This is a genomic window from Bradyrhizobium sp. CCBAU 11361 (assembly GCF_028128935.1).
Taxonomy (GTDB): Bacteria; Pseudomonadota; Alphaproteobacteria; order Rhizobiales; family Xanthobacteraceae; genus Bradyrhizobium; species Bradyrhizobium niftali.
Genome location: NZ_LBJZ01000156.1, coordinates 1 through 13,248 on the forward strand (window position 1 = coordinate 1; position 13,248 = coordinate 13,248).

General features: G+C 62.3%; 12 protein-coding genes. 5 read left to right on the forward strand and 7 right to left on the reverse strand.

The window, feature by feature from the left end; genetic code table 11:
* Positions 1-204 precede the first annotated feature (204 nt).
* The 6 genes from XI08_RS14200 to XI08_RS14225 all read right to left on the reverse strand — a co-directional run bounded on the left by XI08_RS14200 (position 205) and on the right by XI08_RS14225 (position 6,654).
* Positions 205-1,497 (reverse strand): ABC transporter substrate-binding protein, encoded by a 1,293-nt coding sequence (locus tag XI08_RS14200; RefSeq protein WP_271574840.1) that lies wholly within the window; start codon positions 1,495-1,497, stop codon positions 205-207.
* Entirely contained in the window at positions 1,494-3,392 is a 1,899-nt protein-coding gene (locus XI08_RS14205) for an adenylate/guanylate cyclase domain-containing protein (protein ID WP_271574841.1), read from the reverse strand. Before XI08_RS14205 ends, XI08_RS14200 begins: the two co-directional genes overlap by 4 nt.
* 299 nt (positions 3,393-3,691) lie before the next feature.
* Positions 3,692-5,005, reverse strand: coding sequence for an alpha-amylase family glycosyl hydrolase (locus XI08_RS14210; RefSeq protein WP_271574842.1), 1,314 nt, complete (start codon positions 5,003-5,005; stop codon positions 3,692-3,694).
* A 26-nt stretch (positions 5,006-5,031) separates the two neighbouring features.
* Positions 5,032-5,316, reverse strand: coding sequence for an RNA polymerase sigma factor (locus XI08_RS14215; protein WP_271574843.1), 285 nt, complete (start codon positions 5,314-5,316; stop codon positions 5,032-5,034).
* Between the two features lie 118 nt (positions 5,317-5,434).
* A complete protein-coding gene (locus XI08_RS14220) occupies positions 5,435-6,325 on the reverse strand; it encodes a sigma-70 family RNA polymerase sigma factor (protein WP_271574844.1) in 891 nt (296 codons plus the stop codon).
* A 20-nt stretch (positions 6,326-6,345) separates the two neighbouring features.
* Positions 6,346-6,654, reverse strand: a complete 309-nt coding sequence (locus XI08_RS14225; RefSeq protein WP_271574845.1) for a hypothetical protein — start codon at positions 6,652-6,654, stop codon at positions 6,346-6,348.
* Positions 6,655-6,833: 179 nt separating this feature from the next.
* Between XI08_RS14225 and XI08_RS14230 the strand changes: the two genes are divergently transcribed.
* The gene (locus XI08_RS14230; RefSeq protein ID WP_271574846.1) at positions 6,834-8,240 is read left to right on the forward strand and encodes a DHA2 family efflux MFS transporter permease subunit; all 1,407 of its coding nucleotides are present in this window, start codon (positions 6,834-6,836) and stop codon (positions 8,238-8,240) included.
* Positions 8,241-8,303: 63 nt separating this feature from the next.
* On the opposite strand, the gene XI08_RS14235 is transcribed toward XI08_RS14230, so the two are convergent.
* Complete coding sequence (locus XI08_RS14235; protein ID WP_271574847.1) at positions 8,304-9,206, reverse strand: GNAT family N-acetyltransferase; 903 nt, start codon at positions 9,204-9,206, stop codon at positions 8,304-8,306.
* Between the two features lie 234 nt (positions 9,207-9,440).
* Here XI08_RS14235 and XI08_RS14240 point away from each other — a divergent pair, with 234 nt between their 5' ends.
* From XI08_RS14240 to XI08_RS14255, 4 genes are all read left to right on the forward strand, one after another.
* The gene (locus XI08_RS14240) at positions 9,441-10,364 is read left to right on the forward strand and encodes a 2-hydroxyacid dehydrogenase (RefSeq protein ID WP_271574848.1); all 924 of its coding nucleotides are present in this window, start codon (positions 9,441-9,443) and stop codon (positions 10,362-10,364) included.
* Between the two features lie 69 nt (positions 10,365-10,433).
* Complete coding sequence (locus tag XI08_RS14245) at positions 10,434-10,727, forward strand: cupin domain-containing protein (RefSeq protein WP_049823833.1); 294 nt, start codon at positions 10,434-10,436, stop codon at positions 10,725-10,727.
* Entirely contained in the window at positions 10,724-12,187 is a 1,464-nt protein-coding gene (locus XI08_RS14250) for an aldehyde dehydrogenase family protein (protein WP_271574849.1), read from the forward strand. The genes XI08_RS14245 and XI08_RS14250 overlap by 4 nt, the downstream gene beginning before the upstream one ends.
* A 7-nt stretch (positions 12,188-12,194) precedes the next feature.
* A complete protein-coding gene (locus XI08_RS14255) occupies positions 12,195-13,241 on the forward strand; it encodes a tartrate dehydrogenase (RefSeq protein ID WP_271574850.1) in 1,047 nt (348 codons plus the stop codon).
* The last annotated feature ends 7 nt before the right edge of the window (positions 13,242-13,248 follow it).

Genomic DNA, 13,248 nt, shown 5'->3' on the forward strand with positions numbered 1-13,248 from the left:
ACGCCTCCCTTAAGTGGTGCTCAACACCTCCACTTTGGCACATCGATGCCGTCGGCGGGGCGTCCACCCCATCATAAGTCTTCGTCGATGTCCGGTTCGCCCCGACGCCGACCGCCGTCCTCTTCCGCGCCGTGGTGGTCCGGCCGGTGCGATCGTGGCGAAGTCGTTTTCGATGGACGGCGTGTTGCTTCGTATATCGACAGGCTACCTATCTTTGAAGGTCGGCTCGGTACATCCGCCGCAAACCCAGGGGAAGGTCCAATCAGCGGTGCGCTTTGCGCTCTCGGGAAGGTACCTGCTCCAAACCGAAGCCTTGATCGGGTTGATTGACTGCCAGACCACATCGAAGCTTCCTGAAGCCTGGAGCTTGCCGATCATGGCTGGCTTGGAGAGATGATGATTGGTGTTCATCACCACTTCAAAACCGCTTGGCGCATTGACTCGCTGGCCGTACATGGCTTGCCTGACGGCATTGACATCAGCCGTGCCTGCTTGACTGACAGCCTGAGTCCACATCCTGAAGCCAAGGAAGGTCGCTTCCATCTGATCATTTGTGGTGGTGTCCCGCTGTTCGTTGAAATCCGCCCACATTTTCACGAACACGTCGTTTTCCGGCGACTTGACGGACTGAAAGTAGTTTCGCGCAGCCAGGTGCCCGGCAAGTCCGCCGAGATCCAGGCCACGCAACTCCCGCTCGCTGACGGTGAGAGACATAAATGGCGTTCTGCTCGTATCGATCTGTTGCTTCACCAGCTCGGCGTACAGTTGAACGTTTGATTCACCGATGACGGTTGAGATCACTGCCGTCTTCTTTCCTCCGGAGGCATAGGCCTTCACGCTCTGAACGATCTCGCGCCAGTCGGATTGGTCCGGCGATGCGTAGATCGCCGTAATGTCCTCTGAAGGCACACCCTCGGTCGCGAGATAGACGCTCATAATCTCGCTGGTCTTGCGCGGATAGAGATAGTCGGTTCCGAGCAAGACCCATCGGCGAACATTGCCACCCTCCTTGCTCATCAGGTAGCGGATCGCCGGTATCGCCTGCTGGCTCGGCGTGGCGCCCAAGTAGAAAACGTTGCGAGAACTTTCTTCGCCTTCGGATTGAACGGGATAGTAGAGCAAGCCGTTCATTTGCTCGAAAATGGGAATTGCCGCTTTTCGGGAAAGAGACGTCCAGCCGCCAAAGACCACCGCGACCTTGTCCTGGGTCAACAACACGCCGGCCTTTTCGGCAAAGGTGTCCCGATCGGACGCGGGGTCGGCAACGACCGGCTCGAGTCGCTTTCCAAGCAGCCCTCCCTTCCTGTTCTGGTCCGCAATCAGCATCAGGACCGTGTCTTTGAGGACGGCCTCGCTAATCGCCAAATTGCCGGACAGTGAGTGCAGGATACCGACCTTGATCGTGTCTTGGGCGGCGTGAACGAATGAACCGGCGAGGCTCAGCCAGAGCGCCAGCAGCGTCGACAGAATGCCGCAAGACATCGGTGACTTACTCATGTCGATGCCCCGACGAGTTCGAAAATACGAGTTTCGCGTGTCATGCCCTTGGCAACGACGGCATCGAGAGCCCTGAACTTGAAGAGACTTTCGACCCGAGAGTACACATCCTCACTAACCAGGATCGTTGTCCGGGTATCCTTGTTCAGGCCTTCAAGGCGGGCAGCGAGATTGACGGTGTTACCGAGCGCCGTGTAGTTCATGCGCTCGCTGGATCCGAGGTTACCGACCACCGCTTCGCCGACATGAATGCCGAATCTTGTGATGAAAGGCTTCAGTCCATCGGCCTCGAATTCGACGTTGAGCCGCTCGCCGGCGGCCTTGGCTGCCAGCACCGCCCGGCAAGCACGGGCGACGTGATCCGCCTGCGGGTTCGGCGCGTTCCAGAAAACCATCACCGCGTCGCCGATGAATTTGTCGACCGTGCCCCCTTCAGCGAGGAACGCTGCCGTCATTGCCGAAAAATACCGCGACGTCTGGCGCATTAGCACGTCTGGGTCCGCAGCCTCGGCAATGGTAGTAAAGCCCTGCACGTCGGTGAAAACCAGCGTGACCTCCTGCTTGACCCCGCCGAGCCTGGTCGAGATGGAATTTTCGATCAACCCGCGGACGATCTCCTTGGGAACGAAGTGGGCGAACGACCATATCGCGCGCTGCGCGAGATTCATTGTACTGCCCAGCGCGTGGATTTCCTTGATATAGGACGTTACCGGCACCAGTTCGGGTTCAGATAATGTCTGCAATTGGCGGGCCTGAGCGGTAACGCGCTGGATGGACCGCGACATCTGGCTGCCGAACATCCAGACGATCGGAAGGAAGGCAGCGCCAACCAGCATCGCAAGGACAAGTCCGGTGAACTGAAGCCTGCGGACATTCTGAACGAAGTCGTCCTGGGCAGCCAGTAGCAGGATGCTGCCGTTGTACCGTTCGCCGAGCGCGAACTTCGTCACTCGGAAGAGAAAGCCCTTGCCCGTCCCGTCATCGATGCTTCCCTCATAGCTGTCCCGGTTGTACGACCCGCGGATCACCGAGGCCATCATTCCCGTATTGATCTCATCGATGCTCGGCAACGACGATTGGGCCGGGTGCGTCATTGCGTTCGTAACGAGGTCTGAAAATTCGGGGTGGGCGATAATTGATCCTGCCTGGTCGAAAATCATGACCGTGCCATGCTCGCCCGGCCGCTGAGCCTGGACAAACTCACTGAACGTATCGAGCTTGAGGTCGGCGGCAAGAACGCCCAGCACCTTGCCTCGCAGCGGCGCGCTCACGGTGATGACCGGCGCGCCTATGCTGTACGAGAGGTAGGGCTCGGAAATGTAGGGATTGTCCGCTTGCATCGTCGCCCAATACCAGGAACGTTTGCGGGGGTCGTAGCCGTACTTCCACAGGTCGAGCTCTCCAATCTCGTTGCCTTGCTTGTCCTGAAAGATGCGCCGTAGCGGCAGATCGCCGTCCATCGTGGGGCGTATGAGACTGATCGCAATCTCGGCGTTCGCCGGCGCGCGCAAGCTCTCGCGCTGCTCCTCGGTAAGGCCTCTGATGCGCCGCACCTGGAGCCAGGCACCATTCTCGAAACCGGCATAGATGCTGTCCATCTGCGGAAATTCTTGCAGCGCAGCCTTGAACAACGGAATTGCACGGCCGGTCTCGCTCCTCTCATTGGAGTCTGCGACGCTCGAACTCGTAGCCAGCACATGGACCAGGGACGAAATCGTGGAAAGCTCGCCCTGAAGCCGTCCGAGCACCTTGGTGCTGGTTGCGTCCATGTAGGCCGACGCGGCTTCGCGCGTGGCAAAGCGCAACGAGCGCAGTTGAATGGCGACCAGCAGCAAGGTCAGCGCCACGACAAACGACATGACCGCAAAGGTGATGGAGGTCCGGAAGGTGAACATCCGTGTCTACCCGATCGTCATTCAGGCGCTCTGCGGTTCGCTTCGGCGCGATTGCCCGCTCACCGTTTGCCGGCTGTCGTTTATCCGAATATTCCCGCTGTCGCGATAGTACCCCAAAAAGCAGTAATGGCTGCTGTCCAAATGTCACATGCAGGTTGTGTCACCTTCATTTTGACCTTTCCAGGCCAAACCCACCATTTAAGCTACTGTCGGAAAATGGAGTTTCGTCCGCTTCAGCGGTGAGCGGGCTCATCATAAGCTTGTATTGTCCGGAGCCTGCCGCGCCTGGCAAGCTGTCGCTAACCCAGGATAGCCCACCCATGCGGCGGCAGCGTGAGCTCGGTCCTGCCGCCCGCCCTGCACACCGCGCCTGATCCTGCGAGCCTGTCGACGCCGGAATCGATGGTGCGTCCGACCGTTGCGTCGGCCAGGTTCAGCGCAACCCATAGCCGATCGCCTTCATCGAATGCTTCGAAGACCAGGTCCGTATTGCGAATCTCGACCATGCGGGTCTTCGCCCGAACGAGCCATGGATGCCTCCGCCGTAGTCCGATCAGCTCCTGATGCAGCCGGTATGTCGGCCAGCCGAATGGCGCCAGTTCGGCTGGCGTCGCCGGAAAGACCGGACGGATCGCGTCGTCGCCTCCCGCACGGCGTTCCTTGATCCCGCGGAACGCTTGTTCATCACCGGCATAGATCGAGGGCGTGCCGCCGCAGGTCATGAGAATGACCAGCCCGTGCGCGATGTGCCGTTCGTCCAGAAGCTGGCTCGCGATCCGCGTGACATCGTGATTGCCGATGAAGGTCTGCGGCACGAACCGGTCGAGCATCGCATTGTTCCGCACGAGCGCCCATGCGAGCTCATGGAAGTTGCGATCGTTCAGCGCGCTCCAGATCGCCTTCCAAAGCTCGTATTGCGTGACCGCATCGACACCGGTCTCGTCGACGAAGCCGGCATAGTCACCGTGGATCACTTCGCCGAAGATGTAGGCGTCGCCATGCCGCGCGCGAACCACGGGCAAGACGCGGTTCCAGAATTGCCGCGGGACAGCATAGGCCGCGTCGAGGCGCCAACCACCGGCACCGCGATCAAGCCAGTGGTTCATCACACGTATGACGTAGTCGACGACCGCGGGATCATCATGGTTGAGCGTCACAAGCTGGTGGTGACCTTCGAAGGTCGCGCAATCAGGCTCCTTTCCGTCCGCCGGCCAGGTCAAGCGAAACCAGGAGGCTTCCGGCGATTGCGGGCCGCCAGCGACGGCGCGCTGGAAGCGCGGAGATTGGCGGCCCATATGGTTGAACACGCCGTCCAGGATAATGCGCAGGCCGCGACGACGAGCCGCTTCGACGAATGCGTCGAAGTCCGCGTCGTCCCCAAGCCGCCTGTCGATCCGGAAGTGATCGGACGTGTCGTAGCCATGGGTCGACGAGGCAAAGATCGGCCCCAGCAGGATACCGGACGCGCCGAGCTCCACGGCGTAATCCAGCCACCGGACAATGTGGTCAAGGCGATGCACGACGCCGACACACGCGCTGGCCTCCCGTTCGGCGCCGACGAAGCCGAGCGGATACACATGCCACCAGATGGCGTGCCCGATCCAGTTGTTCACGCGCCCCTCCTAGCCACATTCACTCCTCAAGCCGGTTGCCGAACCTGGCGCCGGCGCAGGAAATCGACGCAGCGATTGTGGGCAATCCGGAACAGCCAAGGGCTGAGCAGCCGGCTGTCGTCGAACTGGTCGAGTTTACGATAGGCTTCGAACACTGCTTCCTGCATGACATCCTCGCCGTCCAGCACTGAGCCGGTCATGCGCGCACAGTAATGGTGCAACCGCGGGCGGAGATGAGCGAGAGTTTCGAGAAACGCGACATAGCGCGCCTCGAAGAGGCCGGTCGTGTCGAGTTCGGTTTGGGTATCCATATCGATCTATACGCAGGCGGGCGCCTTCAGGATACGCGCCAGCCGCCGGAAAAGCCACACACGCCCCTCCGCTCCGTCCCGCTGCTCGGTCGAAGGGGCGCTACGTACGCTCATCCACTCACCCTTTGTCCACTACGCACTCGGCAGCATCGATAACGTACGCCGCGTGACGAAAATCCCTGATGGTGGCGAGCTTGTCGGCGGACCAGTTCAACAGCATGAAATATTTCGGCCGCCCGCTCGGCTCGTTCGGATCGAACACCAGGATCGCCGGACGTCCGTCGACCTGCCCCGTCACCAGGTGCCAGTCGCTGATCTTCGAATAATTGCCGAAATAGCGCGATACCTCGGCCTTGCCTTTCAGCCTGGTGCGGTTGACGAGCTCGAGCCTGACGTCATCGGCGATCATGGCGCGGATCGCGTCGAAGTCGCGGGCATTGAAATGGCCGACATAGGCGTTGAGCCGCGTGCGGTCGGCTTCCGACAGGCCCGGCTGCGGCGCGTCGCCCGGCTCCTCGGCAAACTCACGCAGCTGCGTGCGCCCACGATGCAGCGCGGCCTTCACCGCCGGCAGGCTGAAATCCATGATGTGGCAGACCTCGGCAAGCGAGCAGCCGAGCACGTCCATCAGGATCACGCTGGACCGCTGCGCCACCGGCAGCCGCATGAAGGTGCGCAGGCTGGTCGCAGCGATCTGGCGGCTTTCCAAATCATCGAGCTGGTCGGCAATCATCTCCACCTCCGCAGCCGAATGCAGCGCCTCCTGCCGGTTGCGGCGACGCAGGAAATCCAGCGCGGTGTTGTGCGCGATGCGGAACAGCCAGCCCTCCGTATTGACGACGGGCGTGACCGATTGCAGCGCTCCCATCGCCTTGATCAGCGCATCCTGCAGCACGTCCTCACCGTCGATGACCGAGCCGACCATGCGCGCGCAGTAGCGATGCAGCTTCGGCCGCATCCCCGCCAGCAGCGCCTCGATATCGACGATGGCCAGTGGCTCTGGTGCCATTGTTCCTCCGACTCGCCTGTTCAGGACTCGTCCAGCATACGATAGTTGCCGACGATCCTCACATCACGAACCAGCGGCGGCTCGGCGCAGCGGTCGCGGATGCCGTCCTGGAACGCCTGAAACGCCCTGAGTTTCGGGATCGGGCTCGAGCCGTCCTCGGTCGCGGCCTCGACAAGATGGATGAAGGTGTCGTCCTCCAGCCGCAGCGTCAGATAGCGCACGCCGTCCGGCCCGGCCGCCTTCAATTCCGCAAATACGGCCGAAACCAGCTCGGCATTCCTGTCGGCCAGCTCCGGCTTGGCCCTGTACCTGATCAACGTCCTTCTCATCGCGCGCTCCTTGCTCATGTCGCGACCTGGCTCGCGGCCGCCTCACCCCAAGGACGTTTGCCGGCAGCCGAAGGATGCGGCCCGGGAAAAATTATTTTTGGGCGCATCCTTTGCCCCTCCGGCCTCGTCTAGCCCGCAGAACGCGCCGCGACAGGGTGGCGCGACACACGGAGAGGGCGATGCAGACCCCGACCAATCGCGCCGAGCAGAACTGGGTGCTTGGCGTCACTGCGCTGGCATCCTTCATGATGGCGCTGGACGCCATGATCATTACGACGGCATTCGCGGCCATCCGCGCCGAATTCGGCAGCCCGGTCGAGACGCTGCAATGGACCGTCAACGCCTTCAACCTGACCTTTGCCGTGCTGCTCCTGACCGGCGCCGCGCTCGGCGACCGCTTTGGTCGCCGCCGCATGTTCGCGGCCGGGATCGCCCTGTTCGTCGTTGCATCGGCGGCCTGTGCGCTCGCAGGCAATGCCACTGCGCTGATCATCGCCCGCGCGCTGCAGGGCGCCGGCGCCGCGCTGGTGATGCCGCTGGCGATGGCGATCCTGAGCGGCACGTTCGGCCGGGAGGAGCGCGCCCGCGCGCTCGGCATTTTCAGCAGCATCACCGGATGCGCGCTGATCATAGGCCCGGCCATCGGCGGCTTCATCACCGAACATTTCGGCTGGCGCTGGGTCTTCTGGATCAACCTGCCGATCGGCCTGATCGCGATCGCCCTGGTGCTGGCACGGTTGCGCGAGAGCTTTGGACCGGCCGCCGCATTGGACATCCCCGGCCTCGCGCTCGTCGCCCTCGCGGCGCTCGCGCTGGTCTGGGGCCTGTTGCGCGGCAACGCCGTGGGGTGGGCGAGCCCCGAGGTCATGGGCGCGCTGATGTCAGGCCTGGTGTTCGCCGCCGGCTTCGTGCTCTGGGAATTGCGCGCGGCCGCGCCGATGGTGCCGATGCGGCTGTTTGCATCGCGCGCCCTCGCCTCCGGCATGTCCGCAAGCGTCCTGTTCTACGCCGCAATGTATGGCGTATTGTTCCTGCTGCCGCAGTTCCTGCAGACCGCCCTGGGCTTCGACGCCTTCGGCGCCGGACTTCGCCTGCTGCCCTGGACAGCGACGCTGTTCGTCACCGCCCCGATCGCCGGCGCGGTCGTCAACAGATTCGGCGAGCGACCGCTGGTGGTGACGGGATTGCTGATGCAGGCGATCGGCCTTGGCTGGATCGCGGAGATCGTGAGCCCCGCCGTTCCCTACTCCGCTCTGGTCGCGCCGCTGGTGCTGGCCGGCGTCGGAGTCTCGATGGCGATGCCAGCAGCGCAGAACGCCATCCTGAGCTCGGTCGCGGTGGCCGAAATGGGCAAGGCGTCCGGCGTCTTCAACATGGGCCGATTCCTCGGCGGCATGTTCGGCGTCGCCGCGCTGGTGGCGACCTTCTCGGCCAACGGCGCGGTCGATTCGGCCGCACATTTCGCGAGCGGATTTGCCGCGGCGATGAGCCTCGCCGCAACGCTGTCATTGGCCGGCGCGATCGCCGGATTTTTCCTGCCGGCACGGCGACGGACCGCCAGCGCAGCCGCGCCGCAAGATGCTTGACGCTCATAGCGATAGAATTGTCTTCGCACCGCTCGACCTGATCACCGATAGCGATGATGGGTCTCAACCAAGCGCTTGGCTCGCAAGCGCATAGGTTACGGGCAGGTTTCCCGAGCGTTCGTTGGGATCACGGAAGTCTCCTCCCAGCGACATCGTCGTCACGGTGTCAAAAACAGCAAGGCCCGACCGAGCCACGAAGGAGGAGAACTCGCCGTCGGCGAGGTGCGTATCCAGCCTCAGAAACTCTCCCTCATGGGCAGTCATGTGCGGCGCAATGACGACGATCGCGTCCTTGTCATTTGACGCCACCACGGGCCCGATGACATGGCCGCGCCCAAACGGGCGACACAGCGCATAGGCCTCCATGCGGCCATTCCGGTAGAGGCCGAACCCAACCGATTGCTGCAAGAGAGCGTTGAGCAGCTCCACGCGGGATGCGCCGTACCCCTGCGCATCGAGTTCAGCGACGGCCGCAAGGTCCCCCTGGTCGAGACGGCGCAGCTCGGCTCCTTCCGGAGGACGCGGCATCTCGTCGGATCGCTGCGCCTCCGCTTGACATTGGAACACCGTCCTCTCGGGGCGGAAGCCGAGCGACAGATAGAGTTTGCGGGCTGCGCGCGTGGAATTGAGGCGGAGATTGCGTCCCTTGCACTCCGAAAAAACGCGCTTCATGAGCCACTGTGCCGTGCCAAGCGCCTGAAGGCGCGGAGACGTGATGACCATGCCAACGGTGGCAAAATCCGAGCCATAGGGAAACCACATGGCTGATCCCAGCACCCGTCCGATTTCATCGTGAGCCACGATGCCGTGACCAACGTCACGGAGGAACTGCCAGTCCTCAGCCCGGTGCGGCCAAGCGACGCCGATCGAGAGCGCATGAAGCTGTTCCAGCTCGACGGTATCGATCTCGACAGCACGCGCCTCGTAAGCATCGATCGTAATCGAATTGGAAATGCGGCGTTTCATATCTCTCTCTGCAATCAGCCCGACGTCGCTCGAATGGTGCCACTCCGGGTGCGCTGCAGGCTCCCGGCAAAACCACCATAAACCATCAATCACGGCAGAATGCGTTTCAGATCAGGCGTCGTACCGAACAATCCGCTAAATCACGATCGCATTCGGCATGGAAACGGCCCCCAGTCCATTAGGTTGGTTCCGTTCCGGCGTACTCGCCATTCCCTATGCTTTGAAACTCGACCGATGACCTTTCTCTTCAATTCCGACGCCGAGCGCGGGACCGTTTTTCGCGACGCCTTCGCTCGCGAGCTCCCTGACCTCCCGTTCGCGATCGATCCGGCATCGGTCGATACTGATTTGGTGCGTTACATCATCAGCTGGACGGTACCCGACGGGCTCGAACGTTATCGCAATCTTGAAATCCTGTTCTCCGTTGGCGCCGGGGTCGATCAATTTCCGCTATTGGCGATTCCGCCCGAGGTGAAGGTGGTGCGGATGGTGGAAGACGGCATCATCCGGATGATGCAGGAGTATGTCACGCTCGCGGTGCTGGCGCTCCACCGCAACCTTCCCGCCTATCTTGACCTGCAGCGGCGGCACCAATGGCAGGCTCTGCCGCAGAAGCAAGCGGCCGACCGGCGAGTCGGGCTGCTCGGGCTTGGCATGCTCGGCCGCGCCGTGCTGGAAAGCCTGAAGCCTTTCGGCTTTCCCTTGAGTGGCTGGAGCCGATCGGGCAAGACGATCGAAGGAGTTGCGACATATTGCGGCGAAGCCGGTCTCAGCCAAATGCTCGGCGAGACCGACATTCTGGTCTGCCTGCTGCCTCTCACCGAGGACACGCGCGGGATCCTGGACTGCAACCTGTTTGCGCAGCTGCCGAAAGGCGCTGCGCTGGTCCATGCGGGACGCGGTGCGCAGCTCGATCACTTCACACTTCTGGCCGCTCTGGACGCTGGCAAGCTCGCCGGCGCCGTCATCGACGTAACCGAACCCGAGCCACTGCCTTCGGATCATGCCTTGTGGGCTCATCCGAAGGTGCTGCTCACCCCGCATGTGGCGAGCGCAACTCAGGCGGAAACCGCCGCGCGGTCGGTCATCGACAACATCAAACGATACGAGGCGGGCCTTGATCCCATCGGGCTCGTGGATCGGACTCGTGGTTACTGAGAGGAGCCCAAGTTGCTGCTGAAATCGATCGATCCCAATCCGAGCTTCGCCCCCAAGGAGTCCGCCCCGATGCCCGAGCGGCTCATTGCCGGCGCCCCCCACTTCAAGACCTGGGCGCAAGACGTGGCCAAGGGCGAACTCGTACATACCGGCATATGGGAGGCGACCCCGGGCGAGACACGCTCCATCAAGGGAGAGACCTTCGAGTTCTGCCACATCATCTCCGGTATCGTGGAGATTACGCCCGACCACGGCGATCCCATGACCTTCAGAGCCGGCGACAGCTTCGTCATGAAGCCCGGATTTACGGGCGTATGGAAGACCGTCGAGACGGTCCGCAAGATCTACGTCACGGTGTCATGAGCCTAAGCTTCGATCCCGATCGGATTTCGCTGCCCATCGGCCACTTCATCGGCGATCGGTTGCTGGAATCTCCTGGCCTGCTTCCGATGCGCCGCCCCTCGGATGGTGCGTCCTACGCCGACTGTCCCATCGCCTCGGAAGAGGTCGTGGACGAGGCGGTCCAGATCGCCAGGAAGGCGTTGAAGACGAGCAATTGGGGTGGCGTGCGGCCCCGAGAGCGAGCCAACGTGCTCCGGCGATGGGCCGATCTCATCGAGAGCGAGGCCAAGACGCTCGCCAAACTCGAGGCGGTTTCATCCACCCGCCCGGTCGGTCAACTTGTTGCGGGAGACATCGCGGTCACCGCAGAGCAAATCCGTTTCTTCGCTGAATTCGCGGACAAGGAAGGCAGCGATCTGGTGCCCACCGACGACAAGCACCTCGGCATGATCATGACTGAGCCCTTCGGGGTCGTCGGCGCCATTACGCCCTGGAATTTTCCTGTGTCCATGGCAGGCTGGAAGCTCGGACCGGCTCTTGCTGCGGGCAACGCGGTCGTGCTCAAGCCATCCGAATTGACGCCGTTCTCGTCCATCTTCCTCGCCCAATTGGCGGTACAAGCGGGCCTGCCCGCGGGGCTTGTCAACGTCGTGCTCGGCGACGGGCAGACAACAGGTACCGCCATAACGGGACATCCCGACGTCGCCAAAGTGAGCTTCACCGGATCGACTGTGGCTGGCGCGGCCATCATGGCCAATGTCGCGCACACGGGCATCAAGCTAATGACGCTCGAGCTCGGCGGTAAGAGCCCACAAATCGTCTTCGCCGATGCCGATCTCGATCAGGCCGCTTCTGCGATTGCCGGCAGCATCATCGCAAATGCCGGGCAAGCCTGTGTCGCCGGATCGCGGCTCATAGCCCACGCCTTTGTGGCCGAGCCGCTCGTTGAGGCCATCCTCGCTCGTATGAAAGCCGTTCAAGCAGGCCCCACCTGGGACGTCGCAACGACCTATTCCCCGATCATATCCGAGGGGCAGCGCACGAGGATTCACTCGCTCGTGCAAGCAGCCTGCGCCGAGGGCGCAGAATGCCTTACCGGTGGCGAACCGATGGAGGGCAAGGGCTATTTCTATGCGCCGACGCTTCTTACGAAGGTCGATCAGTCTTCTCCCGCCATCACCCAAGAGATCTTCGGACCGGTACTGACCTTACAAACGTTCACGACCGAGGAGGAAGCCTTGGCGCTCGCCGACCACCCGACTTACGGTCTCGCCGCCGGGCTCTTTACCCGCGATGTTTCACGGGTCATGCGGATCGCACGCGCAATTTCCGCTGGCACTGTGTGGGTCAACCGCTACGGCCGATCGCGTGACCACATCCTGCCGACCGGGGGCTACAAGCGCTCCGGCATCGGCAAGGACCTCGGCCGCGAGGCCTATCACGCCAACCGCCGCTCCAAGAGCGTGCTCATTCAGGTTTAGAGCCTCCATGAAGAACTATACGATCGCACTGATTCCGGGCGATGGCATTGGCCACGACGTGACGGAGGCCGCCTGGGCGGTCCTTGAGGTTGCCGCCAAGCATTCGGGCTTTGCGCTCAATGGCGCCAGATTTCCGTGGTCCTGCGCGTTCTACAGGGAAACGGGCTCGATGATGCCTGCTGACGGCATCAAGACGCTGCGGAAGTTCGACGCCATTCTGCTTGGCGCAGTCGGCTGGCCCGCGGTCGTACCCGATGCCGTTTCGCTGCACGGGCTCCTGCTGCCGATCCGCAAGGAGTTTACCCAGTATGCCAACATTCGGCCGCACCGCCTGCTCCCGGGTGTCAACGGCCCGTTGAAGGCGACCGAGTTTGACATCCTCTGCATCCGCGAGAACACCGAAGGCGAATATTCGGGGGCTGGCGGACGGGTGCATCAGGGCACCGGCGACGAGGTTGCGGTCGAGACCTCCGTGTTTACGCGCGCCGGGGTGGAACGGATTTTGCGATTTGCGTTCGCCCAGGCGCGCGGAAGGCGTGGGAAGCTCGCCTCGGTCACCAAGTCGAATGCCCAAAGATACTCGATGGTCTTCTGGGACGAGATGACCCAACGGGTTGCTGCCGAGTATCCGGACGTGGAAGTCACGAGCTACCACGTGGATGCACTCGCCGCGCGCATGATCCTAGCGCCGGAGAGTCTCGACGTCGTCGTCGCCTCCAACCTGTTCGGCGACATTCTGACCGATCTCGGCGCGGCTATTCAGGGTGGACTTGGCTTTGCCGCCTCCGCCAACATCAACCCGGACCGCAACGCTCCTTCGATGTTCGAGCCCGTTCACGGCTCAGCGCCCGACATCGCCCATCTCGGCACTGCCAATCCAATCGCAGCCATCTGGTCCGGGGCGATGATGCTCGATCACCTTGGCGAGCGCGATGCCGCGGCACGCGTCATGGCGGCGCTGGAGAAGACCACTTCCCATGGCATCGGTACGGTGCAAGGCAAAGAGCGGACCGAAGCGATCACCGCAGCCGTTCTTTCCAGACTCTCCCAATAGACAAGGA

Excerpts from the sequence above, each read along its gene's own strand:
- XI08_RS14200 (WP_271574840.1), bottom strand. The coding sequence starts at position 1,497 with ATGAGTAAGTCACCGATGTCTTGCGGCATTCTGTCGACGCTGCTGGCG.
- XI08_RS14205 (WP_271574841.1), bottom strand. The coding sequence starts at position 3,392 with ATGTTCACCTTCCGGACCTCCATCACCTTTGCGGTCATGTCGTTTGTC.
- XI08_RS14215 (WP_271574843.1), bottom strand. The coding sequence starts at position 5,316 with ATGGATACCCAAACCGAACTCGACACGACCGGCCTCTTCGAGGCGCGC.
- XI08_RS14220 (WP_271574844.1), bottom strand. The coding sequence starts at position 6,325 with ATGGCACCAGAGCCACTGGCCATCGTCGATATCGAGGCGCTGCTGGCG.
- XI08_RS14225 (WP_271574845.1), bottom strand. The coding sequence starts at position 6,654 with ATGAGAAGGACGTTGATCAGGTACAGGGCCAAGCCGGAGCTGGCCGAC.
- XI08_RS14230 (WP_271574846.1), top strand. The coding sequence starts at position 6,834 with ATGCAGACCCCGACCAATCGCGCCGAGCAGAACTGGGTGCTTGGCGTC.
- XI08_RS14235 (WP_271574847.1), bottom strand. The coding sequence starts at position 9,206 with ATGAAACGCCGCATTTCCAATTCGATTACGATCGATGCTTACGAGGCG.
- XI08_RS14240 (WP_271574848.1), top strand. The coding sequence starts at position 9,441 with ATGACCTTTCTCTTCAATTCCGACGCCGAGCGCGGGACCGTTTTTCGC.
- XI08_RS14245 (WP_049823833.1), top strand. The coding sequence starts at position 10,434 with ATGCCCGAGCGGCTCATTGCCGGCGCCCCCCACTTCAAGACCTGGGCG.
- XI08_RS14250 (WP_271574849.1), top strand. The coding sequence starts at position 10,724 with ATGAGCCTAAGCTTCGATCCCGATCGGATTTCGCTGCCCATCGGCCAC.
- XI08_RS14255 (WP_271574850.1), top strand. The coding sequence starts at position 12,195 with ATGAAGAACTATACGATCGCACTGATTCCGGGCGATGGCATTGGCCAC.